Here is a 23,989-nt window from a genome sequence, read left to right as displayed (position 1 = left end):
GTTTGATAATGTCAAATCATGCTGTGCAGGCGAAGAGTTATTCAAATAAGCAACTATGGAAATATACGCTTAAGATGATGAAAAAGCATCATTTACGAGGAAGCATTGAAATTGTAAAAAATGGGCATGCTCAACGTGTTAGCTTAGGCTACGGTTATTACAGCAAACGACTGAAAAATGGCAATACAAAATTGCTTTATCCAGTTGGTTCTTTGCAAAAGATGGTTACTGCTGCAATAATTACACAGTTAATCTACCAGAAGAAATTCAATCAGAATACTAAGATTTCACGCTGGTATCCAAATTTGAAGCATGCAAACCAAATTACGGTGGGGCAGTTAATGACACATACCTCAGGAATTAACGTAATTGGAACAGAATCTAATCATGGAGTTAATTTTTCTGAAAATGGCGCGATCAATTGGACAATTGCCCAAGCCAATGCACGAGAAAATACGGGACGCAGTAAATTTAATTACAATAATGCTAACTATGTTTTGCTGGCAGGCATTATCAGTAAAGTAACGGGAAAGTCTTATGCTGCTAATGTGAAACAGCGGGTTATTCGACCATTGAAGTTGAAGCAAACCTATATTTACCAACAAATTCCGCGGTCAAAGACTGATGCGATTTCATATCTTTATTCTGGTGGTAAAAATTACAGTGCTAGTGCCTATGCTAATCGTAATGTTGTTTCTCAATTGCCTGGTGCTGGGAATCTATTTTCAACGGCTAATGATTATTATAAAATCCAATCAGGTATGCAAAATGGCAAGATTCTGACTAAAAAACAGTTCCATTATCTTGGTCATTTAAGTTCTAAGGTTAATACTTACTCAGGTGGTTTTTATCTGAAAAAGAATCAAACTTTAAAAGTCGCTTATGGCAATTTTGGTGATACCCACTTTGTTAACTGGATGCAACTGACTACTGATAATCAGAATGGAATTGTAATGTTTTTGAATCAAACTTATGGTAGTAAAAATCATATTCGTGCAATCGGGTATAACATTTTAAAGCATATAAAGGCTAATATCTTTATTAAGGGCTAAGAAAAAAGCTTGTTAACTGATATTGAAGTTAACAAGCTTTTTTTAACGATGATTTTTGGGCATTTTGCTGCGCTGGCCAAATAATTCGCCAACTAACTTGAAGAAGCCGTAAGCAATTAGCAAAATACCGATAATAATAATTGCTCTCCGATTAAAGGCACTAGGGTTAACCACTACGATAATTCCTAAAGCAAAAGCAATTAATGCCTCGATCGCTACAATAGTAATCTGAAAAATTCCGGGTAATTTACGAAAGACTAGTTGCCTAATTCGAATGTAGGAATAGATAATTAAGAATAGTCCTAAGAAGTAGTGAGCTAAGAAAATTAGTAGACGGTTATTAGAAATTAACGCGGTTGATAAAGCAAAAACTACTAAATACGAAATAATAAAGAAGTTTTTTTGTCGGTCTTTTAGACTAGATTTTGCCGTTGTTAAAATTTGGTGAACACTGAAACCAATCCCCGTGAAGGCAACTAGGGCGCCAAAAGCGCGCACTGCATATTGGGGTAGAGTTAGACTAATGATTCCTAATACTACCAGCACCCAACCAACAATTGTGTCTGTTGAGAAAAGCGCTTTGGTCAGTTGCTGGCTCTTGATCGTCTGCCAAATGCTGGAAAATAATGAACCAAAGACGAAACGGGTTCGCCGAGATGAATCAGCCAGTGAAAACAAAATTGCACCAAAACCGCCAAAACCATTTTTATCAAGTTCGTTGATCTTAGTTGCGCCGCTAGAGCTTAAAGCAGAAAAGAGGTCATTAGTTAAAGACTCACGTTCTTCTAGGGTGGCGTTACCAATCCATTGATTGATTAGTTGATTATATACTTGAGATTGAGCATTGCGGTGGCGTCTGGTGTCGAAGTTAGAACCGATTATTTGCCAGGAAAAAGCATCGTGTTGGCTTAATCCCTTGCGAGTACTACCAACAATAGTGGCTGGAATATTTTTCGACTCAAACAAGCGACCGATGACGCTAAAGTCTGGCACAAAGCGGCGTAGAGTATTTTGCAAATACTTATTAGGGAGCTGAGCACCAACTTCTTCTGCAATTCCAGGTGAATCAAAGGTATAAATACGTTTGATTCTTTTTCTTAATTTGGGCTCAATATTAATGGCAGCATATTCAGCTAAATTGCCACCTTTTGAGTGACCGCCTAAGTAATAATCTTGATCATCAGCTTTGAGAATAGTTTCGAGCAATTTTACTGCTTGTTGTTGGGCTACAGTGATTTTAAAACTAATTTCAAAATCTTCTTTCCAGCCAATTAGTGAATCGTCAGTCCCACGAAAAGCAATAAAGTTGGTCCCATCAGTTAGTTCAATTTTGATTGCACTAAATTGAGTATGTTCAGTTAACGTACTAATAAAATACGACAGTTTTGCATTTTTAAAGCGGTCTGCATGAGCCATTAATTTAAATAGTTCTTGGTATTGCAAATTATCATAACGAGGATGATCATCTGCAAAATAGAGCTTGGCAGCCTTCTCTAAACTAATTGTCGTTCCGTTACTTTTAACAATACCTGGTAATTCAAGATAAGAAAAAATAGATAAAACAAGTGCATCAATATCATTAAAAGGCGATGTTGAGAAGTCAACGTCACCACGCCATTTTAAATATGTAAGAATATTATTATCTGGATACATGCTTTACCTTCTTTAAATATAACTTTATAATTCCATTTCAATTTTAACGTAACTTAGAAAGGATAGTGCAAGAAAAAAGCCCTTTTGAGAAAATTTTCAAAAGAACTTAAGACTTTATATAATATCAGTTATTTATTGTGGTATAATAAAACAGGTAGAAGGGGATTCTACTACCTGCACTTGGGTCATAATAAGGACTTATAAAAACAATCAAGACCCAAGAAATAGTATATCAATATGATATACTAAACACAATATCTTTGTGGCTTTTTTTAGGAATACTGTTATATTTATTATATAGCAGTATTTTTTGTTTTATAAAAAAGAGGAAAAAGGATGTTAAAAGAAGGAACATATAGTGCCCGTGCACGCGGCATGGCAGGCTTTGTAGGTGTGACATTAACTGTAGCTGATAATAAAATTTCAACTGTAGATTTAGATTTATCTACGGAAACGCCGCAGTATGGTCAAAAAGCAGAAAAAACATTAAAGCAGGAAATTTTGGATAAACAATCTGCTGATATCGACGCTGTTACTGGTGCAACATTTACTTCCAATGGGGTTAAAGAGGCTACAAGCGAAGCCTTAAAACAGGCAAAGTAGGAGATAACTGTGCACGTTACTACATATTTCATCATTGCTGTAATTATTCTAGTAGTATTTTTGTTATTCAGATCAGAGCACAAGTTTGAATTCTTAAAGGCTGCAATTTTATTTGTCATTCAGCTGTGTTGTTCAACAATTAATTTCTTAATTTTCATGGTAATTGCGTATTTGATCATGAGTCAATGGGACCATGTTAATTTGGGAAACTTGTTTTTGCTGTTAGCAGCATTTGTTGTACTTTCAGGTGTTTTTGTTTATTGGGGGATGCGACTGGCTAGCAAAATTTTTAAGTTTTCGACAACTACACTCACTTTGGTAGAATATTATATTCAGTGGTCGTTAGTATATGTTACAGTTTATCAAGCGATATTTAGTAACATAAAACATATTACTTCAATTACAAACTTCATCAGAGTAGGTAATTTTTTAGATCCAAATTTGTTTGTAGTTGTGATACTGCCATCATTCATTTCAGTTTGGATTGCGGTAATTCTTTACAAAAAGTCAATTAAGGCAATATAAAAAAGAGGCGTGAGCCTCTTTTTTGTTATTTTCTTTCTAAAATTTCATCCATCTTTTGGAAGAAGAGATCCTTATTGGCTTTAGTAACAAGGGTTACTTCTCTTCCTTTAGGATCCCGTACAAAGCTTCCTGCACTTAACCCATCAGTGATGACTCTTGCTTTAGCCGTTTCGGTTTCAACAACTTCTGGATATAGTGCGCTGATTGTAGTTAGCACATCCCAAAGGTAGAGTTCGGCTGATGGTATAGATACGATTAGACTATAGCCTTGTCCTATCAAGTCCATTGCAGGATATTTGCGTAAACTTGCCCAGTGCTGGCGCAACTCATCGTTAAGTGGTAATTCTTCCGTACTTTCTAATCCGACCATCTGAATTGGAATATTTGATTCAAATACGCGTTTAACTGCGTATGGATCCCAAAACGAGTTCCATTCTTGACTACCGTCAGCGTTAACCATAGCAACGTTGCCGTGCCCATCAAGAGAACCACCCATCCAATAAAGTTTTTCAATGTTTTTCTCAATGTCGGGATCGACATCTAAAGCGCGAGCTAGGTCAGTTAACGGACCTGTCATAACTAAAGCGATAGGCTCGTCTGCTTCTTTAATTTTTTCGACCATGTCTAAATGAGCAGGAAGCTTTGCCTGTTGCGTATCAATCTTGCCACTTTCATTGAGCATGGGAAGATAATTAAATGAATAAGTTGCCATCCGCCACTCGTGAGGAAATTGGTTGACTGCACGTGAGTTGGAACGAGCAATAGTCAAATCATCACCACGTAAGTTAAAAAGATCGGTCATTTTGCGACATGCTTCAACACTAGGATCAATGTAGCCGTCTGCATCAATTGCACCAACACCTAAAAGTTTGATATCTGGTGCTTGTAGTAAGAGCAGATAAGATACTAAATCATCGATATTACCATCATGGTTAAAATAAATTTGTTTCATTGTTTATGCCTTTCTTAATATAGATACTTTTATTCTACCAAGATTTTAGTTGAAATGATCGGATAGATGATTATTTTTACGATAAGCGTCTCTAGAATTTGAGACCTCTTTTTGTGCTAAAATAAAAAATATGAATATTGAAACATTAAAAAAAGAATTTAGCGCTCAGGCAAATGAAGAAAAGGCCAATCATCTTGTTGGTTACATGCGAAATCAATTTCTATTCTATGGCCTACAAACACCAGAACGTAGGGCGATTTATCATAATTTTTTGAAAGATGAAAAGAAGAAAAAAGAAGTTGACTGGAAGTTGCTAGACCAGGCATGGGATGAAGAACAACGCGAATTGCAATATTTTGCCTGTGATTATTTATTGGCAATGAAAAAGTATATTGTTTTTGATGATTTAGCTAAAATTGAGCGTTTTGTTAGAACAAAGCAATGGTGGGATACGATTGACTCATTAATCAAAATTTATGGCTATGTTGGCTTAACGGATAATCGAGTAGACGATCTAATGCTCAAGTGGTCGCAAGATCCAGATTTCTGGGTAAGAAGGGTCGCGATTGAGCATCAATTATTGCGTAAAAAGAAAATGAACACCGCGTTATTACAAAAAATTATTGAAAATAATCTTGATAGTCAGGAGTTTTTTATCAATAAGGCAATTGGCTGGGCTTTGCGTGATTACTCTAAGACCAATCCAGATTGGGTGAGTAACTTCATTGAACTGCATCGAGAGCATTTAGCTAAATTGAGTATTAAAGAAGGCAGTAAATATTTATAAAATAAAAAACTGATATTCAATGATTAAAGTCTGAATATCAGTTTTTTGCTATTAATAGTTTAATTAATCTAAGTCTTGACCGTTAGATTCGATAACTTTCTTGTACCAGAAGAATGAGTCCTTACGTGAACGAGCCAATGTACCTTCACCAGCATCGTTTTTATCAACGTAGATAAAGCCGTAGCGCTTATCCATTTGACCAGTACCTGCAGAAACAAGGTCAATACAGCCCCATGGTAAGTAGCCCATTAAGTTAACTCCATCGAGTTCAACTGCCTTTTCCATTTCTGAAATATGGTTTCTTAAGTAGTCAATTCTGTAGTCATCGTGAATTGACCCATCAGTTTCAACTTTATCGTAAGCTCCAAGACCATTTTCAACGATGAATAATGGTTTGTGATAACGGTCTTGCAATTGATTTAATGCAATTCTTAAGCCTTCTGGGTCAATTTCCCAGCCCCAATCGCTACGCTTTAAGGTTGGATTCTTAGCAACAGCTTTAGCCAAATCAGTTAATTCATCAGGTTTAACTTTTTCGCTAGAAACGGTAGTAGTCTGATAGTAGGAGAAGCCAACGTAGTCAACGGTGCCTTCCTTTAGGACAATTTTATCTTCATCAGTTATATCAGGACGATAGCCATTTCGTTCAATGTAGGCTTCAACTGCATTTGGATATTCACCAAAAACATGTACATCTGAGAACCAGTCACGGCGTTGCTCCCATTTATCAGCTAAAAGGACATCATCACTTGATGGAGTGAGCGGACGTACAGGTGAGTAGTTAATCATACAACCGATTTGGAAATCAGGATTAATCTTGTGACCAATCTTAACAGCTAAGGCTGAAGCAACCAATTCATAGTGACCTGCTTGATACATGGCGGCTTCTTTATCTCTGTCAGTCATGCCATCTTTGAACAAAATGCCTGAGTTAGTAGCCATCAAGAAATCATTATTGAATGCAGACTGATTATCAATTTCGTTAAAGGTCATCCAGTACTTAACTTTATTCTTGTAGCGTTTGAAGCAAACTTCTGCAAAACGAACGAAGAAATCGATTACTTTTCGGTTGGTAAAACCACCATAGTTTTTAGCTAAATTAAAAGGCATTTCAAAGTGGGAGAGGGTAATAACGGGTTCAATGCTGTATTCATGACAAGTATCAAATAAATCGTCATAGAACTTTAAACCTTCCTCGTTAGGTTCGGCTTCATCACCATTAGGAAAGATTCTTGTCCAGGCAATTGAAGTTCTAAACGCCTTGAAGCCCATTTCAGCCATTAATTTAATGTCTTCTTTGTAGTGATGATAAAAATCAATGGCTGAGTGATTAGGATAATTCTTGCCTTCAAGAACACCGTCAGTAATTTCACGTGGTTTAGTAGCTGAACCAACGGTCATTACATCAGCAACAGAAGTACCTTTTCCTCCTTCTTTCCAAGCACCTTCAAGTTGGTGGGCAGCAACTGCACCACCCCATAAAAAGTTTTTAGGCATTTTTGCTGAATACATTAAATTTTTCCTCACTTTCTTGTATGTAATTGGAAACGCTTACGAGAGCCATTTTGCCATAATTGATTTTTTTAATCAAGTAACACTTATTTGCCATTAACTGTTAAATCACCACGGTCATAGCGATTACGTGACTCAGAAATTTCAAAAGGTCGTCCGTCTTCAAGGAATGCCTTTTGCTGAATACATAAAACAGGATCATCATTTTTACATTCAAGATACTTCATATCATATGCATCAGATTTTTCAGCTGTAATAATGCGATCTGCTCGGCCGATCTTAAGCCCAAGATCATTTTGAATATAAGAGTAGATTGACTTGTGCAAAATATCTAGGGTGATACCGGGGATGCGGCTAACTGGCATCACGGTATATTCTAATTTAGCTGGCTTTTTATTTAAAATTCGTTGTCTAATAATATCGTAAACTTCGTCATCTTTTTCTAAACAAAGAGCTTTTCGTTCACTAATACTAGGTTTGCGAATGTTAAAGGCAATCACATTACTGGTTATTGCGAGAGCATTATTGACATGACGAGTAAAGCCGGTATGCTCATTGACATCAGAATTAAGAAAAATGTCGGGAATAGACTTGCTTGTAATAAAGGTCCCATGTCCCTTGACAGTCCGTATTAATTTTTTATTTTGTAAAATCTTTAAGGCGTGAACGATTGTGACCCGACTAGTTTGATATTTTTGGGCCAGTTCAAATTGTTCAGGTAGTTTTCTTGTATATTTTTTCTCAATAATATCTTTTTCTATATCATTAGCAATGTCTTGATAGCGACTCAAGATTCTGCCTCCTTTCTATTGTAAAGGAATAAATTACATATACATTCTAACAGTATTCATTTATTAATTGAAAGCGTTTGCTAAAAATAATTTATTTTTTATGCTAAAGCATGCGCATGTAAACGATTTTACTTAATATACTGAGAATATGTATTTGAAAATGCTTACAAAGGGTATATAATATTCGCTGTCAGGAGATAAAAGTATATATCTTTTGCTTGAGATGATTATATAAGCATGGTAAGACTAAGACGTGCATGTATAATTTTTTGTTTACAAATCAATGAAAGCGTTTTATAATAATTGGTGTAGATCAATAAAAGCTAATTAAACTATAAAATAAAAATTTCAGGAGGAAATTTATTATGGCTGAACAAACTATCATGTTAAATTGTAGTGCTGGTATGAGTACTTCACTCTTAGTAACTAAGATGCAAGCTGCTGCTAAGGAACAAGGTATTGATGCAGAAATCTTTGCTTGCCCAGCATCAGAAGCTGATGACAAGATGGCACAACAAGAAATCGATTGTGTACTTCTTGGGCCTCAAGTAAGTTACATGAAGGGTGACTTCGAAAACAAGGTTAAAGGTAAGGGTAAAGACGGTAAGGACATTCCTTTAGACGTAATTAATATGCAAGATTACGGCATGATGAATGGTGCTAACGTTTTGGCACAAGCTGAAAAATTGATCAAAGGTGAATAATTAATTAGCTAAAATAGCTAAGGAAAGTGAGACAGATTTTATGGCAGAAGAAAAGAAAACTCCAGAACAAAAAGAACAAGAGACTTTAATGGCTGCTATGGGTTTAATTGCCAATGGTGGTAATGCAAAGAGTTTAGCCTTTGAAGCAATTCGCTTGGCTAAAAAAGGCGATATTGTAGGTGCTCGTGAAAAGTTGAAGGAAAGTGACAAATCACTTCTTGAAGCTCACAATTCACAAACCGGCATGTTAACTAAAGAAGCTCAAGGCGACCACATGCATGTAACTTTGTTGGTAGTTCACTCTCAAGATCACTTGATGAATGCTATCACTTTTAGAGATTTAGCTGGAGAAATGGTTGATCTTTACGAAAAGCTGTATGAATCTGGCTCTCTTAAAAAAGAAGATAAGTAATCGCTGAAAATGAAAATAACTCCTGCGAATGCGGGAGTTATTTTTTTCGATAATTTTTGCCTGATTTGTGCTTAAATATAATTATTAGGCAAGAAATGAGACGAAGAAAAATGAATAAACAAAACATTAAAAAAGAACAGACAGAGACGGCTAAAAAAAGACATGAAGATAGCATTAAGTATATGTATTTTAGTCGATATTTGTTAATTAGATATATTATTACCATCTTCTTTTTTACCAACTTGATGTGGCTAATTATTGATGTAAATTATCATAGTGTTCTTGGCATTATTGTTTCGGCAATTATGACAATTTATAGTGGGATTGCTTCGATTGAGCAGTTAACTAAAATGCATAATCGAAAACGAGAGGTCCCAATTAGCAAAGTTTATCTTGAAGTACAAGCAGCTTTAAATTTACTTTTTATAATATTGACGTTTTTGCCATTGGGTAAGTATTTATTCCCATTCATCGAAAATCAAAGTATTATGTTCTTTATGACAACTTTGTTTTTAGCTGGCATTTTATTGTGTGTTTGGAGCGAATACCGAATTCATCAAATTATGAATGATCAAGATCGTTATCACAAGGTGATAGAGACTTTTAAGAAGCACCAACAATAGTTCATGTAAAGTTACATGAACTTTTTTTATTAGAAGTAATTTCAAAAATATACATTTTAAAAAACCAAAATATATCGTATATCAATAAAAAGCGTTTACATTAGAAAACGCTTTCGCTATAATAAGGTTGTTCAGATTTAATGATATTTCAGAATATTGGGGGAAAGAAATATGGCTGATTCAAAATCTGGCTCTTTTAAAGATGCGCTAGCTGCAAAAGCAGGTAAATTTGCAGGTTCACGTTTTGTTAGAGCTATTATGGACGCTGGTTATAGCGTTATTTCATTTTCAATTATCGGGGCAGTTTTCTTAATTTTGAATGTGCTGCCTCAAGCATTTCCAATTCCAGGATTTGCCGCATTTTATGCGAATACTTTAGGACGTTTTAGTGGCTTATTCCAAGTAGTTTACAACTCGACTATGGGTATCTTGGCATTAGTATTTGCAGGTACTTTTGCTTATTCATACACGGATATTTATCGAAGAGAAGAGAAAATTGATTTGGTACCGATGAACGGTTTGATGATGTTCTTAATGGCATTCTTCATTACTGTTCCGGAACTTATTTGGAAAAATGGTGCTGTTCAATTTATTACTACATTTACTAAGACTAAAATGGTGGCAGGTGGTTATGAAGCCTCAACAAATGGTATTACCAGAATTGCTGCCGTTGGTATCTTCACTGGATTAGTAATTGCATGGCTTACAGTTCAGATCTACCGTTACACTGTTAAGCACAACTGGAGAATAAAAATGCCTGCATCAGTTCCATCTGGTGTTTCTAACTCATTTAGCGCTTTGATCCCAGGCTTTTGTATTGCTGTTGTAGTTGCATTGATTGAACTAATTTTGGTAACTTTAGGAACTGATATTTTCCAAGTTCTTTACATTCCATTCTCATTCATCAGTGCAATTGCTGATACTTGGTGGGGCTTTTTGATTATCATTTTCTTGATTCACTTCTTATGGTGGTTCGGAATTCATGGTGCTACTATCATGAGCTCATTCTATACTCCAATTGTTTTAGCTAATATGGCTGCTAATGTAAATGGTGCTAATCACTTCTTTGCAGGTGATCCGATGAACTCCTTTGTAATTATTGGTGGTTCAGGTGCTACTTTAGGGATGGCAATCTGGTTAGCCTTTGGTTCTCGTTCAGCTCAATTGAAAGAAATTGGTAAGGTTGAATTGGTTCCTGCCATTTTTAATATTAATGAACCATTGTTATTCGGTTTGCCAATCGTTTATAACATTAACTTGCTTGTGCCATTCATTTGTGCTCCACTTGCTTCTGGCTTGGTGGGTTACATCGCAGTAACTTCACATTTAGTACCTAAGATTATTGTGCAACAACCATGGCCAACTCCAGTGGGTTTGAGTGGTTATCTTGCAACTACTAGCTGGCAAGGTGCCGTGCTTTCAATTGTTTGTGCACTTGTTGCCTTCTTAGTTTGGTTCCCATTCATCAAGCACTATGACAATGTCTTATTGAAGAAGGAACAGGCTGACGCTACTAAGAACTAATAGATTAATTTTGATATAGATAAGATTGTTAATTTGAACCAAAAAAGACCATAACTACAACACAATTAGAAGTAGTTATGGTCTTTTTGCTGCTGAGATGGCGATTTTAAGCTGCAATATTAGCTAAAACATTGTCACCCATTCGTCTTAATTCTTTCTTTGCGCCCATCTTTAATTGGAAATTGTAAAACATAGTTTGGAGTTTGCCGTGTTTCTCGCGGTCAAAGCTAAGCATGTCTTCAGAAAAGGTGATTTTTACGCCTTGATCGTTATCCTCAGTGACATATTTAATCACTAATTCCATTCGATCTGTCTTAAAATGAGCCCCATAGACCTTGTTTCTTTCGTAATCGGTTAATTCTACTTGGGCACCATCCACCTCGTATTTAGTACCTTTAGCAAGCGTTACCGGCATGTCATTACCACGAGCTTTTTTAATAGCAGGAATTAATTGTTCTTCAAGGTAATCAAAGAAGTCCTTAGCCTTGAAGTTGAATTGTTTAGTAATTGTAATCATACTTTTCCTTCTCTCATCTATATTACTTATGCTTTCATCATATCTTTTTAGAAAAATAGAGTCTAGCACTTTTTAGCTAGGCTCTACTTATAAATAAAAGTTTTAGTCTAAATCCTCACCATTTGAGGTGATAACTTTTTTATACCAGTAGAATGAATCTTTAGGATAACGCTTGAGTGAGCCATTGCCACGGTCATCACGATCAACATAGACAAAACCATAGCGTTTCTTCATCTCACCAGTCCCATTTGAGACAAGATCGATTGCTGACCAGGTAGTGTATCCCATCAAATCGACACCATCAATTGTGACAGCATCCCGCATTGATTTGATCTGGTCTCGTAAGTAATCAATACGATAGTTGTCATGAATTGAGCCATCTTTTTCAAGGGTGTCAGCAGAACCTAAACCATTTTCTACTACCCATAGAGGCTTGTGGTAACGATCCCAGAGCTCATTTAGGCCGATTCGTAAAACATCTGGATCAGTTGCCCAGCCCCAAGCATTACTCTCAAGATATGGGTTAACTACACCACCAGCAGAAACATTACCGTTAGCTTTAGCATCAGCTTCATGAGTGGTTAAAACGTTTGAAGTATAGCAAGAAAAACTTAAGAAATCTGCTGGATATTTAGCGATTAATTCATAATCTTCTGGTGTATCATTAAGCTTAATCCCATCACGTTCATATTTCTTAAGACGATAGTTAGGGTAGCGGCCGCCAGTTTGAACATCACTGTAGAAGAGCATCTCTTGCTTGGCTTCCATCACTTTAAGTTGATCAGCAGGATCACAAGTGTAAGGGTAGTAGGCAGAATAAGCTAGCATTTGGCCAACACGGTTGTTGGGGTCAATTTCATGGGCTAATTTAACTACCTTAGCGCTAGCTACGAATTGATTGTGAGCACCTTGAGCACGATTTTGTTCGCTACCATCGATTAAACCGCCACCCATATAAGGAGCCATGTCCATGGCGTTGATTTCGTTAAAAGTAAGCCAATATCTAACTTTGCCTTTGTAGTGCTTCATCACGATATCAGAGTAGTGAACGAAAGCATCGATTAAATGGCGATCTTTCCAGCCACCGTAGCGGGTAATTAAAGAAAGAGGTGTCTCATAGTGGGATAAAGTTACCAGTGGTTCAATGCCATACTTAGCACATTCATCAAATACTTTATCGTAAAAGGCTAATCCGTCTTCATTAGGTTGTTCGTCATCACCATTTGGCAAAATTCTGGACCAGTTCATTGATAGCCTGAAAACATCAAAGCCCATGTCGGCCATTAATTTAATATCTTCTTGATAGTGGTGATAAAAGTCCGTTCCTTGGTGGCTAGGGTAGTAGTAACCGTCTAAAATAGTTGGAACAGCACCTTCAGGTAGACTAAATTCCTGCCCCCAAACTAGAGGCGTAGCTCCAGTTTCACCATTAGGCTTTTTCCAAGTTACCTTACGCGGTTCAGTTGCTGAGCCATTAGTTAAAACGTCAACAGCATTTAAACCCTTGCCGCCTTCATCATAACCACCTTCATATTGGTTAGCTGCAGTAGCGCCACCCCAAGTGAAATTTTTTGTAAATGACATATATTACCTCTAAAAACGATTATTATCTAACAATACATAATCACGGGTATCGTAACGATTCTTGCTGACAGAATATTCGACAGGTTGACCATTAGTAAGCCAAATAATCTGTTCTAATTCAAGAATAGGATCATCTTTTTTGGCATTTAAATATTTTTGATCATATTCGTCTGCTTTATTAGCACGAATCTTACGATAAGCGTGTCCAAATTTTAAATTAAGATTCTTATGGATGTAATCATAAATTGATTTATGCAAAATGTTTTCATCAAGATCAGGAATTAATTTAACCGGCATGTAAGTATGCTCAAGGGTAAGTGGTTTATCATTATAAAGTCTTAAACGAACAATATTATAAATCGGTTCTGTTTTTTTGATTTCAAGATTTCTTTGCATTTGTTCATCAGGAAACTCTACAGAGAAATGAATAATTTGACTCTTAATGGCATCTTTACCCATTTGATTTCTTAAACCAATGAATGCGTTAGCTGGAGCATCAACTTTTTCCTTAATTGGAATTTCTCCAGTAACAAAGGTGCCAAGTCCGGATTGTTTATAAACCAGACCCTGTCGTTCAAGACCATCAAATGCTTTTTTGACAGTTAAGCGACTGACATTAAATTCTTGAGCAAATGTCTCTTGATCGGGAAGAGGCTCTTGCTTATTGTAGATGCCTTGTTTAATTCTTTTTCTTAATTCATTTGCTACTTCTAGATATTTTGCCTTTGCCATGTTTTTCCATTCTATTTCTATATTAGATTTATATTTTTATTATATAGCAAAGTCTATACTTTAGTAAAAAAGAGACATTATTTTACTATTTTTATAGCCTAACAACGTCTCTTTTTATGAATTATTTCAAATCTTTAATACCTTGATCAATTGCATCATCACAGTCAATAGGGAGTCGTAAAACCATTTGACCATCGATTTCAATTCCTTTAGGGATTTGGATAACACCAGGGAAGTGATATCCATGATGAGCTTTGGTTTCATCATCTAAGTATACAGATACTTGACCATCGGCTTTGACGCCAATTTTATAATGATGACCGTCACGATCAAATTCATTTACAATTTTTTCTTCATTATTCAATTTTAAATACCTCTTTTATTATTTAGTTTCGTTTGCTTGTTCACGTTTAAGTAAGATATTGTCATACTTCTTAGCAAATGGCCAATAGATCAAAGTAGAAATTACTAGAGTACATGCTTGCCAAATGGTCATCTTCCAACCTCCGATTAGGAATCCGGAAATAACAGCTGGCGTAGTCCAAGGTGCAGCCATACCATTTAATGGTGGAACAATACCAAATCTGATTACGCAGTAAGTAGAGATAGCTACGACAATTGGAGTTAAGAAGAATGGAATTGCAAGGAATGGGTTCATAACGATAGGCATACCGAAGAGGAATGGTTCGTTAATGTTGAAGATACCAGGTACTAATTCCAATTTACCTAATGATTTCATTTGTGCTGATTTAGCAGCAATTAAGATGAAGATAACTAAACCGATAGTAATACCAGAACCGGTTAAGTTAATAAAGTTGTTGTAGAATTCGTTAGTAACAACGTGAGCACCGTTGGCAATAGTTAATTTGCCGGCTCTGTATAATTGAGCGTTGTCAAATGAGTTTGCTTGAAGAAGTGAACCAGCAATGGAACCAACAATCAAACCACCGTGAACACCGAAGAACCAGAAGAATGGCACTAAGAAAGCGATAACAACTGCACCACCAAATGAATCTGATACACCTTGTAATGGTGATTGAATGGTTTTGTATACCCATTGTAAGAAGTCAGTGTGTGCAAAGTTATTAAATGCACCGAAGATAAGCATAGTAACAATTAAGATTACACCAGCTGGAATCATAGCAGTAAATTGGTTAGATACTGCAGGTGGAACTTGCTTAGGAAGCTTAATAGTCCAACCAGCTTTCATCATTGCTGAGTAAGCCCAACCAACAATCAAACCTACGATAATGGCAGCGATCATACCGTCACCACCAAGCCAATTGATGTTGATAACACCAGTTACAGGAGCTTCCAAAAATGTTTGTAAAGCATGAGGTAACTTATCAATATTTTCAGCAACCACCTTGCCGCTCATTTGACCGTTATTGATACCGGAAGTTAAAGCGGCTTTTAATGGGCTGTCGATTGCTAAAGTTTGGAGCATTAAGAAGGAAGCACATGCAGTAAGCCCACCAGCTAATGGTTCATAGCCTTCATTTTTAACATAAATATAAGCAATACCAATTGAGCCCCAAAGTGCCATAACGTTAAAAGTTGTGGTGTAGGCTTGATTGAAAATTGCCCCCCAACCAGAAGCATTAATTGCATTAGCCACTGCTGGAATAGGGATGTTGGATAAAATTAAGAAAATAGAACCAACAATAATGAATGGCAAAGTATAGATCATACCATTCTGTAAAGCAACAATAGCTTTAGTATTAACAAATTTCATAATGGGTGGCAGAATTTTGCTGTTCACAAAATTACTGAACCCAGATTGTTTTTGATCAGTCATTATAATTCATCTCCATTATCTTTAAGTACCTTTTGAAACCAATAGAATGATTTCTTAGGCACACGTTTTAAATCTTTTAAATCGTGGTTTGATCTGTTGACGTAAACAGCACCGTAGCGTTTTTCCATATCAGCATGAGAACTTGGAATATCAATTAATCCCCAGCCAAGATAACCAAGCACCTTGGCGCCGTCATCAAAAATAGCATCTTTCATTGCTTTGATATGGTCGCGGTGATAAGCAATACGCTCATCATCTTCAATCATATGCTCACCGTCCCAAGTTTCCTTGAGGCCGATACCATTTTCAATAGGGAAAATAGGAATACGGTAGTAGTTGTACATTGTAGTAATTGCATTCCTAAATCCTAGTGGATCAATTGCCCAGCCCCAATCGTTTGTCTTAACATATTTGGACTCAACTCCGCCCTTGTTAAGGTAATGGTTAGGAGCTTCACCATCAGGAATTTTATCGCTAGATAAAACCCAGGATGAATAGTAAGAAAATGCTAGGAAATCAGCTTTAGCTTTCTTCATAATTTCTTTATCTTCATCTGTAATGTCCATTTGAATGCCATGATTTTTGACATATTGCATTACTTCTGGTGAATAGCCGCAGCCGGTGTCAGCATCGTAAATATTAAAGTTTAAAAACTCTTGTACTTGCTTTGCTGCCCAAACGTCTTCAGGTTTACTCGTTGCTGGATAAATTTGTTGGTAAGCAAGCATTCCACCAATTTTTACGTCTGAGTGATTTTCGTGGATGTAATTTGCTAATTGAATATGACACATCATCGTATGGTGGAAGATAGTGTACATATCATCCAAACTTTTATCTCCAGATTCGTAACCTGAAATATTAAAAACTTCATCTTGGAAATATAGATTATGCTCGTTGAAGACAATCCAATATTTCACTCGATCACTGAAATGATCGATCATTTTTTTACCAAAACGGACAAAGGCGTCAACTACGTGCCGTGACATAAAACCGTTGTACTTTTTGGCTAAATTAAGCGGCATATCAAAGTGGTAAAGACAGATCATTGGTTGAATGCCACGTTTAAGCATTGCATTAACTAATCGATCATAGAAGTCAATACCTTTTTGATTGAAGTCGCCGTCTCCATCAGGACAAACACGAGACCATGAAATTTGAATACGATACATGTTCATGTTCATGTCCTTCAGTAAGTCGAGGTCTTCGTCATATCTATGATATTCATCAATTGCTACATGCCAGTCACTAGTATTGTCAGTAGCAGGTCGGACATCATAGACTGAAAGACCCTTGCCATCTTCATTCCATGCACCTTCAGTTTGCATACTGGAAACTGAGTTGCCCCAAAGGAATGTGGATGGCAATTTGCGCTTTTCAGTCATCTAGATCCTCTCTCTCCTATGTAAGGGCTTTCATTTTTTTACACAAATAAGTATAGCATAATTCATGCAAAAATAAATATCTTTTTATATAAAAAATATATACTTTTTATAAATACAAAACAAAAAGCCCATCACAGCGGGCTTTTAACGGAATTAAATAATTATCAAAATTTAATGTGCTTGTTCAAAATCTGCAACTGCGCCACGTAAGTTTGCATTACTCTTCAAACTGCAAAGCACAATTTCAGGTTTAATACTTGCTGGATTGACTTGTTTGCGAATATAGTCAATTTCGCGATTCAATAACGGAATTAATTCTGGATTATTAGAAATGCCACCGCCAATTACAATTTTGTCAGGGTCAAAACTTTGCTGAACGTTGTAAATTGCTAAGGCTAGGGAATGAATTAAGGTTTGACGCTCATCGCTGGCTACTGGATCATCTTCGTCTGCTAAAGCGAAGACTGTTTTACCATCAAGTTTTTTACCAGTTCTTTCGTTATAGCGGTTAGCCATTGCCACTGGGGATGCCAGATCACTAACAGATTTTGTACCAATGCTCATGTAACCGAATTCACCACCAAATAGGTGAGCGCCATGCCAGACTTTTTGATTAATAATGATGGCACCACCAATACCTGTACCAATAACAAAGAAAGCCATGCTGTCACTACCTTTGCCAGCACCTTCTGCTAATTCGCCTAACGCAGCGGAGTTGGCATCATTTTCTATAGAAACAGGTAATTCAAAACGCTTTTTTAATTCGTCAACGATTTTAAAGTTATGGATGTATGGAAGGGCAGAAGAACCACCAATAATGCCATTTTTTTGGTCAACTGCACCTGGTGAAGAGATTGCCACACCTTTTATTTTGGTATTTTGTTTAATTTTATTAACTTCTGCAGTCAAAATATCGTAAAAAATATTTAAATCCTTTGGCGTATTAACGGCATGTTTATCCTGTAATTTACCGTCTTTCCAAGTTGCGATTTTGATTGTTGTACCGCCAATATCAATTGCTGCTAAATCCATTATTTATTCACCTCATAAAAATCTATACTTTTTAAGAATATCATAAATATTTATGAAAGCGTTGTCAATAAAAGATTGCATGCTAAAATAGGCATGTAAAGTAAAAACGGAGGCATATATGGTTAATTCAATTTTTACAAATCGGAGAGCTGTTAGAAACTTTAGCAGTGAATCTATTTCAGACGATGAGATTAAGAGTCTAATTGCTGCTTTTCAAACGACTCCTTGTGGAATGCATCAGACAGATGTAATGAGCTTGGTGGTTGTTAAAGATGAAGCATTGCGCGACAAGATTGAGACGAAGACCGATAATGCGTGTTATCATGCCCCAGTATTATTTATAATTAATACTAAAAAAGACAGCATGTTTGGCGAGCGGGATGCATCCTGTGGTGCAGAGAACATTATGCTTGAGGCGACAGACTTAGGTCTTGGCTCAGTTTATGTAATGGGCGGCGCAGCTAGATTAAATGATGACAGCGAATTGCAGAAGGAGCTGGGGATTGATCCTGCCTTTCAGACGAGTGTCATCGTGCCGGTTGGCAAGATTGGAGAAAAACCGGAAGCAACGGATCGTTCAAATCGTTATCAAGTTACAATTTATTAATTAAAAAGAGCTAATGTGAAAATTAGCTCTTTTTTTGTTTAAACAGCGGTTAAAGAGAAACTGTCAAATCTTTTGTGTAAATAGATCTTTCTCGTAAATTGATTTTTTAATTATTTATTTAATCAAAGTAGGATTCTAAGGTGTCCTGAACCTGACCAAAGCCTTTATGAATTCGATTGAAATAACGGTCATTGTAGCTCATTGCCTGGATGCCAATAAATGCATCAAGCGACTGTTCAGTTGGAAATTCTGCCTTAGGCTTAGCTTTACGCTTGATGACGTTGTTAAAGGATTCAATCATATTGGTTGAATAAATTGAAGCTCTGATTTGTTTGGGATAATTGTAGAAGACTAGCAGATCGGGCTCAATTTCCTTCAAACCTTTGATGACATGGCTATAAGCTTTATTCCATTTGGCATAGAATTTGTGCAAGACAGCTGCAGCTTCTTTTTTGCTTGTCTGTTGATGTATCTGCTTGAATTCGTTCATGATCTTTTCACGATCGTCGACGCGTACTTTAGCGCAGATATTGCGCATGACATGAACCAGGCAGCGTTGAAAATGAGCTTTAGGATAAGTCCTGGCCAAGGCTGTTTTCATGCCAACAACACCATCAGAAAGAAAAAGCTCAACTTGCTTCAAGCCTCTGGACTTCATGTTTTGAAGCATCTCTGTCCAAACTTCAATGTTCTCACTAGGAGCAATGCAGTAGTCAATGACTTCCTTATGTCCATTAGGTTTAATGCCAATGGCAATATATACTGCTTCACGCTCAAACGTTTCTCGGCGCAAAGGAAGGTATGTCGCATCCAAATAGACACAGAAAAACTTGTCGCTTAGCTTGCGCTTGTGATAAGCCTCAATCTTGGGGAGCATCTGCTTGGAAATATTTGATACTTGAGCTGGACTATAATGACTGCCATACATTTTCTCAATCAAGTCAGCGATTTCTCTGGTAGTTACGCCTTTGGAGTATAGCTTGATAATCGTGCTTTCCAAAACATCAGAGTGCTGCTTGTAGTCAGGCAGCGTGTGCTGATGAAACTGACCGTTGCGGTCTCGAGGCACTTGCACTTCAATTGGTCCAAACTGGGTATCAACCTTGCGGAAATAAGCACCATTTCTAGAATTGCCAGTATTCCAGCCATTTCTGGCATAGGGATCATAGCCTAGAAAGGCAGTCAACTCAGCTTCTAGCAAGTTATTAACAGCCTGTTGTAGCTCTTTGCGCAATAAATCATTTATTTTGTCTGGATTGAATAGAGCTTGAGCAAAATCTTTGGTAAAATCATTCATGAAGGAGTTCTTCTTTCTGTATGTGTTTTTTTGTTCAAACCAATCATACGAGAAAGGAACTCCTTTTTCTAATGTTTAAAGAAATAAATTTAAGGAATCATTCATCCTTACACAAACTATTTTACAGTCTCGTTAAAGAGGGAGGTTTTGTGTGATAATAGACATAAGAAATAACAAATGGAGCTATTTATGAATAGAAAAATTTTTGTAGGTATTGCTGCAGTCACTTTAGCTGTGACTTTGACGGGTTGTAGTCAAGTACATTTTGGTAAAGATGCAGTGACGATTGGTGAAGTAAAACAAAATAAGAAAACAGTAAACGTAAAAAAGGCTAAATCTGCCAAGGTACAATCTTCAAGTTCCAAGAAGATTAAGCCTAAAAAAGACTCGAAAAAGAAAATCAAAGAGAATAAGAAAAATAAGACTAAAAAGTCGGCTGTTGTAATTTGGAATACAGCTAAGACAGCCAAGTTAAAGACTGCAGTCAATAACTGGGGTAAAAAGTCCGGTCAGACCTATCAGTTTTATGATGGGAAAAAGAATTTAAAGACCAAAAAGGGTGCAACTTATCCTGGAGTGCTAGCAACTAATCGGTTTGTTTTGAATAAAAAGTCAATTAAGATAGGCTACAGTCCAACGGGCAAGGCAAAATATGATTATAATGTGCTGGCAATAGCTAATGATGACTTTAAATCTTGGCACAATACTTACTTATTCTGCCTTAAATCTGATAAGCCGGTTATCTTGCTTGATCAGTCTAGGAATGGCAACCCAATTGTAGTTAAAGTAGTTAAAGATACATCTCTGAATAAAATCTTTAGTCAATTAGTAAAATAAAGATTAAATGAGTAAGCAAAAAAGCATGAGAAAATTAATTCTCATGCTTTTTTTGAAATTGTACTCGGTTAACTCGAAATTAATCGTGATCAACATCGTCTGGGAAGAAGGCAAGACGTTCACCATCGCCAAGTTCTTCTTCGATTTCAAGTAAGCGGTTGTACTTTTCAACACGTTCTGAACGAGCTGGAGCACCGGTCTTAAGTTGACCACCGTTAACAGCAACAGCTAAGTCAGCGATGAAGGTGTCACCAGTTTCACCTGAACGGTGAGAAATCATAGTGTTGTAACCGTTCTTACGTGAAAGACGGATAGTTTCAAGGGTTTCAGTAACAGTACCGATTTGGTTCAACTTGATAAGTGAAGCGTTACCAGCACCTTCCTTGATAGCCTTAGTCAAAAGTGCAGGGTTAGTACAAATGAAGTCGTCAAGAACGATTTGGATACGGTCCTTGTGGCTCTTAGTGAACTTAACCATACCGTCAACATCGTTTTCGTCGTATGGGTCTTCCATAGAAATTAATTCTGGGAATTCGTCCAAAAGCTTGTCGTAGTAATCTGCTAATTCTTCATCAGTAAGAACCTTACCTTCAAGGTGGTACTTGTGATCATCCTTGTTGTAGAAGTATGAAGCAGCACAGTCACATGCAATAGCGATATCTTCACCTGGCTTGTAACCAGCCTTGATGATTGATTCGTGAAGAGCCTTCAAAGCTTCTTCTGAGTTCTTCATGTTAGGAGCGAAACCACCTTCGTCACCTAAACCAGTTTCGTAACCCATGTCTTCAAGAACCTTCTTCAAGGTGTGGTATACGTTAACGATCTTTTCGAAACCGTCACGGAATGAAGTCTTAGCAACTGGAGTGATCATGAATTCTTGAATGTCGATACCGTTGTCAGCGTGTTCACCACCGTTGATAACGTTGTGGAAAGTTTGTGGCATTTCAAGATCAGTACCGCCAAGGTATCTGTACAATGGAAGGTGAGCATCGTTAGCAGCTGCAACTGCAACAGCCATAGATACACCTAAGATAGCGTTGGCACCAAGACGACCCTTGTTTGGAGTACCGTCTAAGTCAATCATGGTCTTGTCAATCTTTGGTTGATTGTATGGGTCCATACCCTTAAGAGCATCGTTAATTTCAGTGTTAACGTTGTTAACAGCCTTTGAAACACCCTTACCACCAAGACGTGAACCACCGTCACGTAATTCAACAGCTTCGTTTTCACCAGTTGAAGCACCTGATGGAACTTCAGCCTTACCTACGACACCGTTTGAAAGAGTAACGTGAACTTCAACAGTTGGGTTACCACGTGAGTCGAAAATTTCAAGTGCGTGTACATTTTCAATAACTGATTTGAGCATTAATAAACCTCCTCAAAAATTATGGTATGTTTTTCATACCATACGGAACAATTTTTGCTCCGCTTTACATCTCAAATTTTAGCCTAACTTTGTGACGGTGTAAACATATGAAAGCGGTTTACATTTTAAAAATTAGTAAAGCAGCCTAAAAAACTCTATATCAAAGGACTATAATATATGTATTAAAATAAATACAAAAAATAAGGAATCTAAAATGGAAAATATTAAATTAATTGTTGACTCAAGTGCCAATATGAATAATGATCCGGCGCGTAATTTGGAAGTAGTGCCTCTGACAATTTCTTTTGGTGGTAAGGACTACCTTGATAATCAAGATTTGAATATGAAGGAATTTTTGTCCAATATGAACCAAAATAATGTGGCAGGCAAAACAACTTGTCCAAGTATTCAAGCATGGCTTGACGCACTTGAAGGAACAGAAAAAGCGATTATCGTCACAATGACCAGCGGGATGAGTGGCACTTTTTCTTCAGCCCTTCAGGCAAAAGCAATGTATGAGGAAAAACATCCCTTGAGTAAAATTATAGTAGTTGATTCAAGAAGTGCAGGACCTGAGCTAGCAATCATAGTCCATGGTATTGAGAAAATGCTGCAAGGTGAAATGCGCTTTGTAGATCTAGAAGAAGCAATTGCTAAGTTTAGAATGCAGACTCATTTGCTTTTTGTTTTGCAATCACTACATAATTTATCTTTAAACGGCCGTGTTTCACCAGCTGTAGCCAAAATCGCAGGTTTGCTCAAAATCAACTTGATCGGAACAGCAAGTAAAGAAGGAAAACTTGAGCCACTTACTAAGGCTCGTGGAATGAAAAAGGCCATCCGTGAAATTATCAAGTATATGAAGGAAGATAATTATCACGGTGGCAAAGTGATAATCGATCATTGCGAAAATGAAAAAGATGCAGAAATAATTAAAAATAAAATATTGGAGGAATACCCTGAAGCTCAAATTGCTATTCGTCCAATGCATGGTTTATGTAGTTTCTATGCTGAAGAAGGCGGCATTATGGTAGGCTTTCATGAATAAAAAATAAGGATCACGCTCAAGTGCTGAACGTGATCCTTTTTAAATCGCTAAAAATAGTTGCTGCGAAATACTGAAACAAACGATTGCTAAACTAGTAGCACCAAGAACATCAGAAGGATAGTGGGCCTTTAAACTTAAACGAGAGAAAATTACCATTGCCCAAATAGCTACTACGGCAATAACAAATCCGGCTCCAAGATCTTTGGCAAATAGTTGTAGTACGATTAAGCCCATGGTTGTGGCACCTAAAACATGACCGCTGGGAAAGCTATAGCCATCTTCTTTATCGGAATGTAATAATGGTCGCTTGCGCCGAATAAGTTTTTTTAGAATAATACCAGAAATGTCAGCAAATCCTAGAGTTCCTAATACCCAAAGAGCGGTTAGATTTCGTTCTTCGTTTAAAAGTAGACCTGCTAATAATACATCCCAAACGACCATTAGTTTAGGATCATTAATAAAAGCGATAACCTGCCAGCTGTAGTCATCATGACGTTTGACCAATTGGTGGTGAAGCCAGTGATCAAATAGATTGAAACGACGTGAATTTTTGATATTAAAAATAAGCCAGAGCAAAACTGCCGCAGACAGTAGCAGTACAAAATAATTATTCATTAATAAGAAAATCCCCAATTACTATATAAGTACAAT

25 protein-coding genes are annotated in these 23,989 nt (G+C 36.8%); 11 read left to right on the top strand and 14 right to left on the bottom strand.

The features are described from left to right. The first annotated feature begins 8 nt into the window (after positions 1-8). Complete coding sequence (locus J6L97_RS06480; RefSeq protein ID WP_143436818.1) at positions 9-1,052, top strand: serine hydrolase domain-containing protein; 1,044 nt, start codon at positions 9-11, stop codon at positions 1,050-1,052. Between the two features lie 42 nt (positions 1,053-1,094). Here the strand turns inward: J6L97_RS06480 and J6L97_RS06475 are convergent, their stop codons facing one another. Next, positions 1,095-2,705, bottom strand: a complete 1,611-nt coding sequence (locus J6L97_RS06475; protein ID WP_013086192.1) for an Mbeg1-like protein — start codon at positions 2,703-2,705, stop codon at positions 1,095-1,097. 336 nt (positions 2,706-3,041) lie between these two features. Between J6L97_RS06475 and J6L97_RS06470 the strand changes: the two genes are divergently transcribed. Together J6L97_RS06470 and J6L97_RS06465 are read left to right on the top strand one after the other, a co-directional pair. After that, positions 3,042-3,308 carry an FMN-binding protein gene (locus J6L97_RS06470; protein ID WP_005728109.1) on the top strand — a complete coding sequence of 89 codons (267 nt, stop codon included), beginning with the start codon at positions 3,042-3,044 and terminating at the stop codon, positions 3,306-3,308. A gap of 9 nt (positions 3,309-3,317) precedes the next feature. Beyond that, positions 3,318-3,833 carry an SA1002 family membrane protein gene (locus J6L97_RS06465; RefSeq protein ID WP_054832769.1) on the top strand — a complete coding sequence of 172 codons (516 nt, stop codon included), beginning with the start codon at positions 3,318-3,320 and terminating at the stop codon, positions 3,831-3,833. Between the two features lie 25 nt (positions 3,834-3,858). Here the strand turns inward: J6L97_RS06465 and J6L97_RS06460 are convergent, their stop codons facing one another. Then, on the bottom strand, positions 3,859-4,785 hold the full coding sequence (locus tag J6L97_RS06460; protein WP_005728111.1) for a nucleoside hydrolase: 927 nt from the start codon (positions 4,783-4,785) through the stop codon (positions 3,859-3,861). Positions 4,786-4,915: 130 nt separating this feature from the next. Between J6L97_RS06460 and J6L97_RS06455 the strand changes: the two genes are divergently transcribed. Continuing rightward, positions 4,916-5,572 carry a DNA alkylation repair protein gene (locus tag J6L97_RS06455; RefSeq protein WP_057726684.1) on the top strand — a complete coding sequence of 219 codons (657 nt, stop codon included), beginning with the start codon at positions 4,916-4,918 and terminating at the stop codon, positions 5,570-5,572. A 63-nt stretch (positions 5,573-5,635) separates the two neighbouring features. On the opposite strand, the gene J6L97_RS06450 is transcribed toward J6L97_RS06455, so the two are convergent. Together J6L97_RS06450 and J6L97_RS06445 are read right to left on the bottom strand one after the other, a co-directional pair. After that, positions 5,636-7,084, bottom strand: coding sequence for a 6-phospho-beta-glucosidase (locus tag J6L97_RS06450; RefSeq protein WP_054832770.1), 1,449 nt, complete (start codon positions 7,082-7,084; stop codon positions 5,636-5,638). 86 nt (positions 7,085-7,170) lie between these two features. Then, positions 7,171-7,875, bottom strand: a complete 705-nt coding sequence (locus tag J6L97_RS06445; RefSeq protein WP_005724582.1) for a GntR family transcriptional regulator — start codon at positions 7,873-7,875, stop codon at positions 7,171-7,173. A gap of 365 nt (positions 7,876-8,240) precedes the next feature. Here J6L97_RS06445 and J6L97_RS06440 point away from each other — a divergent pair, with 365 nt between their 5' ends. The 4 genes from J6L97_RS06440 (at position 8,241) to celB (ending at position 11,138) form a co-directional block, all read left to right on the top strand. Further along, positions 8,241-8,579 carry a PTS sugar transporter subunit IIB gene (locus J6L97_RS06440; RefSeq protein WP_005718920.1) on the top strand — a complete coding sequence of 113 codons (339 nt, stop codon included), beginning with the start codon at positions 8,241-8,243 and terminating at the stop codon, positions 8,577-8,579. Positions 8,580-8,619: 40 nt separating this feature from the next. Next, positions 8,620-8,991, top strand: coding sequence for a PTS lactose/cellobiose transporter subunit IIA (locus J6L97_RS06435; protein WP_057726685.1), 372 nt, complete (start codon positions 8,620-8,622; stop codon positions 8,989-8,991). A 95-nt stretch (positions 8,992-9,086) separates the two neighbouring features. After that, positions 9,087-9,614, top strand: coding sequence for a PTS cellobiose transporter subunit IIA (locus J6L97_RS06430; RefSeq protein WP_013086198.1), 528 nt, complete (start codon positions 9,087-9,089; stop codon positions 9,612-9,614). 171 nt (positions 9,615-9,785) lie between these two features. Continuing rightward, entirely contained in the window at positions 9,786-11,138 is a 1,353-nt protein-coding gene (celB, locus tag J6L97_RS06425) for a PTS cellobiose transporter subunit IIC (protein WP_005724586.1), read from the top strand. 106 nt (positions 11,139-11,244) lie between these two features. Here the strand turns inward: celB and J6L97_RS06420 are convergent, their stop codons facing one another. From J6L97_RS06420 to J6L97_RS06390, 7 genes are all read right to left on the bottom strand, one after another. Next, a complete protein-coding gene (locus tag J6L97_RS06420) occupies positions 11,245-11,655 on the bottom strand; it encodes a DUF3284 domain-containing protein (protein ID WP_005721311.1) in 411 nt (136 codons plus the stop codon). A gap of 102 nt (positions 11,656-11,757) precedes the next feature. Continuing rightward, on the bottom strand, positions 11,758-13,239 hold the full coding sequence (locus J6L97_RS06415) for a glycoside hydrolase family 1 protein (RefSeq protein ID WP_057726971.1): 1,482 nt from the start codon (positions 13,237-13,239) through the stop codon (positions 11,758-11,760). A gap of 9 nt (positions 13,240-13,248) precedes the next feature. Continuing rightward, a complete protein-coding gene (locus tag J6L97_RS06410) occupies positions 13,249-13,971 on the bottom strand; it encodes a GntR family transcriptional regulator (RefSeq protein WP_057726970.1) in 723 nt (240 codons plus the stop codon). 121 nt (positions 13,972-14,092) lie between these two features. Continuing rightward, entirely contained in the window at positions 14,093-14,335 is a 243-nt protein-coding gene (locus J6L97_RS06405) for a hypothetical protein (protein WP_013437702.1), read from the bottom strand. Between the two features lie 18 nt (positions 14,336-14,353). Continuing rightward, positions 14,354-15,769 (bottom strand): PTS sugar transporter subunit IIC, encoded by a 1,416-nt coding sequence (locus J6L97_RS06400; protein ID WP_057726969.1) that lies wholly within the window; start codon positions 15,767-15,769, stop codon positions 14,354-14,356. Then, on the bottom strand, positions 15,769-17,151 hold the full coding sequence (locus J6L97_RS06395; RefSeq protein ID WP_013437704.1) for a glycoside hydrolase family 1 protein: 1,383 nt from the start codon (positions 17,149-17,151) through the stop codon (positions 15,769-15,771). Before J6L97_RS06395 ends, J6L97_RS06400 begins: the two co-directional genes overlap by 1 nt. 171 nt (positions 17,152-17,322) lie before the next feature. Next, the gene (locus J6L97_RS06390) at positions 17,323-18,183 is read right to left on the bottom strand and encodes an ROK family protein (protein WP_013086204.1); all 861 of its coding nucleotides are present in this window, start codon (positions 18,181-18,183) and stop codon (positions 17,323-17,325) included. A 118-nt stretch (positions 18,184-18,301) separates the two neighbouring features. On the opposite strand from J6L97_RS06390, the gene J6L97_RS06385 reads away from it, so the two are divergent. Continuing rightward, on the top strand, positions 18,302-18,790 hold the full coding sequence (locus tag J6L97_RS06385; protein ID WP_005722836.1) for a nitroreductase family protein: 489 nt from the start codon (positions 18,302-18,304) through the stop codon (positions 18,788-18,790). 118 nt (positions 18,791-18,908) lie between these two features. Here J6L97_RS06385 and J6L97_RS06380 read toward each other — a convergent pair whose 3' ends face one another. After that, the gene (locus J6L97_RS06380; protein ID WP_005728142.1) at positions 18,909-20,087 is read right to left on the bottom strand and encodes an IS256 family transposase; all 1,179 of its coding nucleotides are present in this window, start codon (positions 20,085-20,087) and stop codon (positions 18,909-18,911) included. Positions 20,088-20,276: 189 nt separating this feature from the next. On the opposite strand from J6L97_RS06380, the gene J6L97_RS06375 reads away from it, so the two are divergent. After that, complete coding sequence (locus J6L97_RS06375) at positions 20,277-20,924, top strand: DUF4767 domain-containing protein (protein WP_057727040.1); 648 nt, start codon at positions 20,277-20,279, stop codon at positions 20,922-20,924. A 79-nt stretch (positions 20,925-21,003) separates the two neighbouring features. On the opposite strand, the gene eno is transcribed toward J6L97_RS06375, so the two are convergent. Further along, entirely contained in the window at positions 21,004-22,290 is a 1,287-nt protein-coding gene (eno, locus tag J6L97_RS06370; RefSeq protein ID WP_005718938.1) for a phosphopyruvate hydratase, read from the bottom strand. Positions 22,291-22,504: 214 nt separating this feature from the next. Here eno and J6L97_RS06365 point away from each other — a divergent pair, with 214 nt between their 5' ends. Then, positions 22,505-23,338, top strand: coding sequence for a DegV family protein (locus tag J6L97_RS06365; RefSeq protein ID WP_054833041.1), 834 nt, complete (start codon positions 22,505-22,507; stop codon positions 23,336-23,338). A gap of 39 nt (positions 23,339-23,377) precedes the next feature. On the opposite strand, the gene J6L97_RS06360 is transcribed toward J6L97_RS06365, so the two are convergent. After that, positions 23,378-23,953, bottom strand: a complete 576-nt coding sequence (locus J6L97_RS06360; RefSeq protein WP_057727039.1) for a phosphatase PAP2 family protein — start codon at positions 23,951-23,953, stop codon at positions 23,378-23,380. Positions 23,954-23,989: the final 36 nt, after the last annotated feature.

This window comes from Lactobacillus crispatus, from assembly GCF_018987235.1.
Classification (GTDB): Bacteria; Bacillota; Bacilli; order Lactobacillales; family Lactobacillaceae; genus Lactobacillus; species Lactobacillus crispatus.
This window is presented reverse-complemented; position numbering and strand designations above follow the sequence as displayed.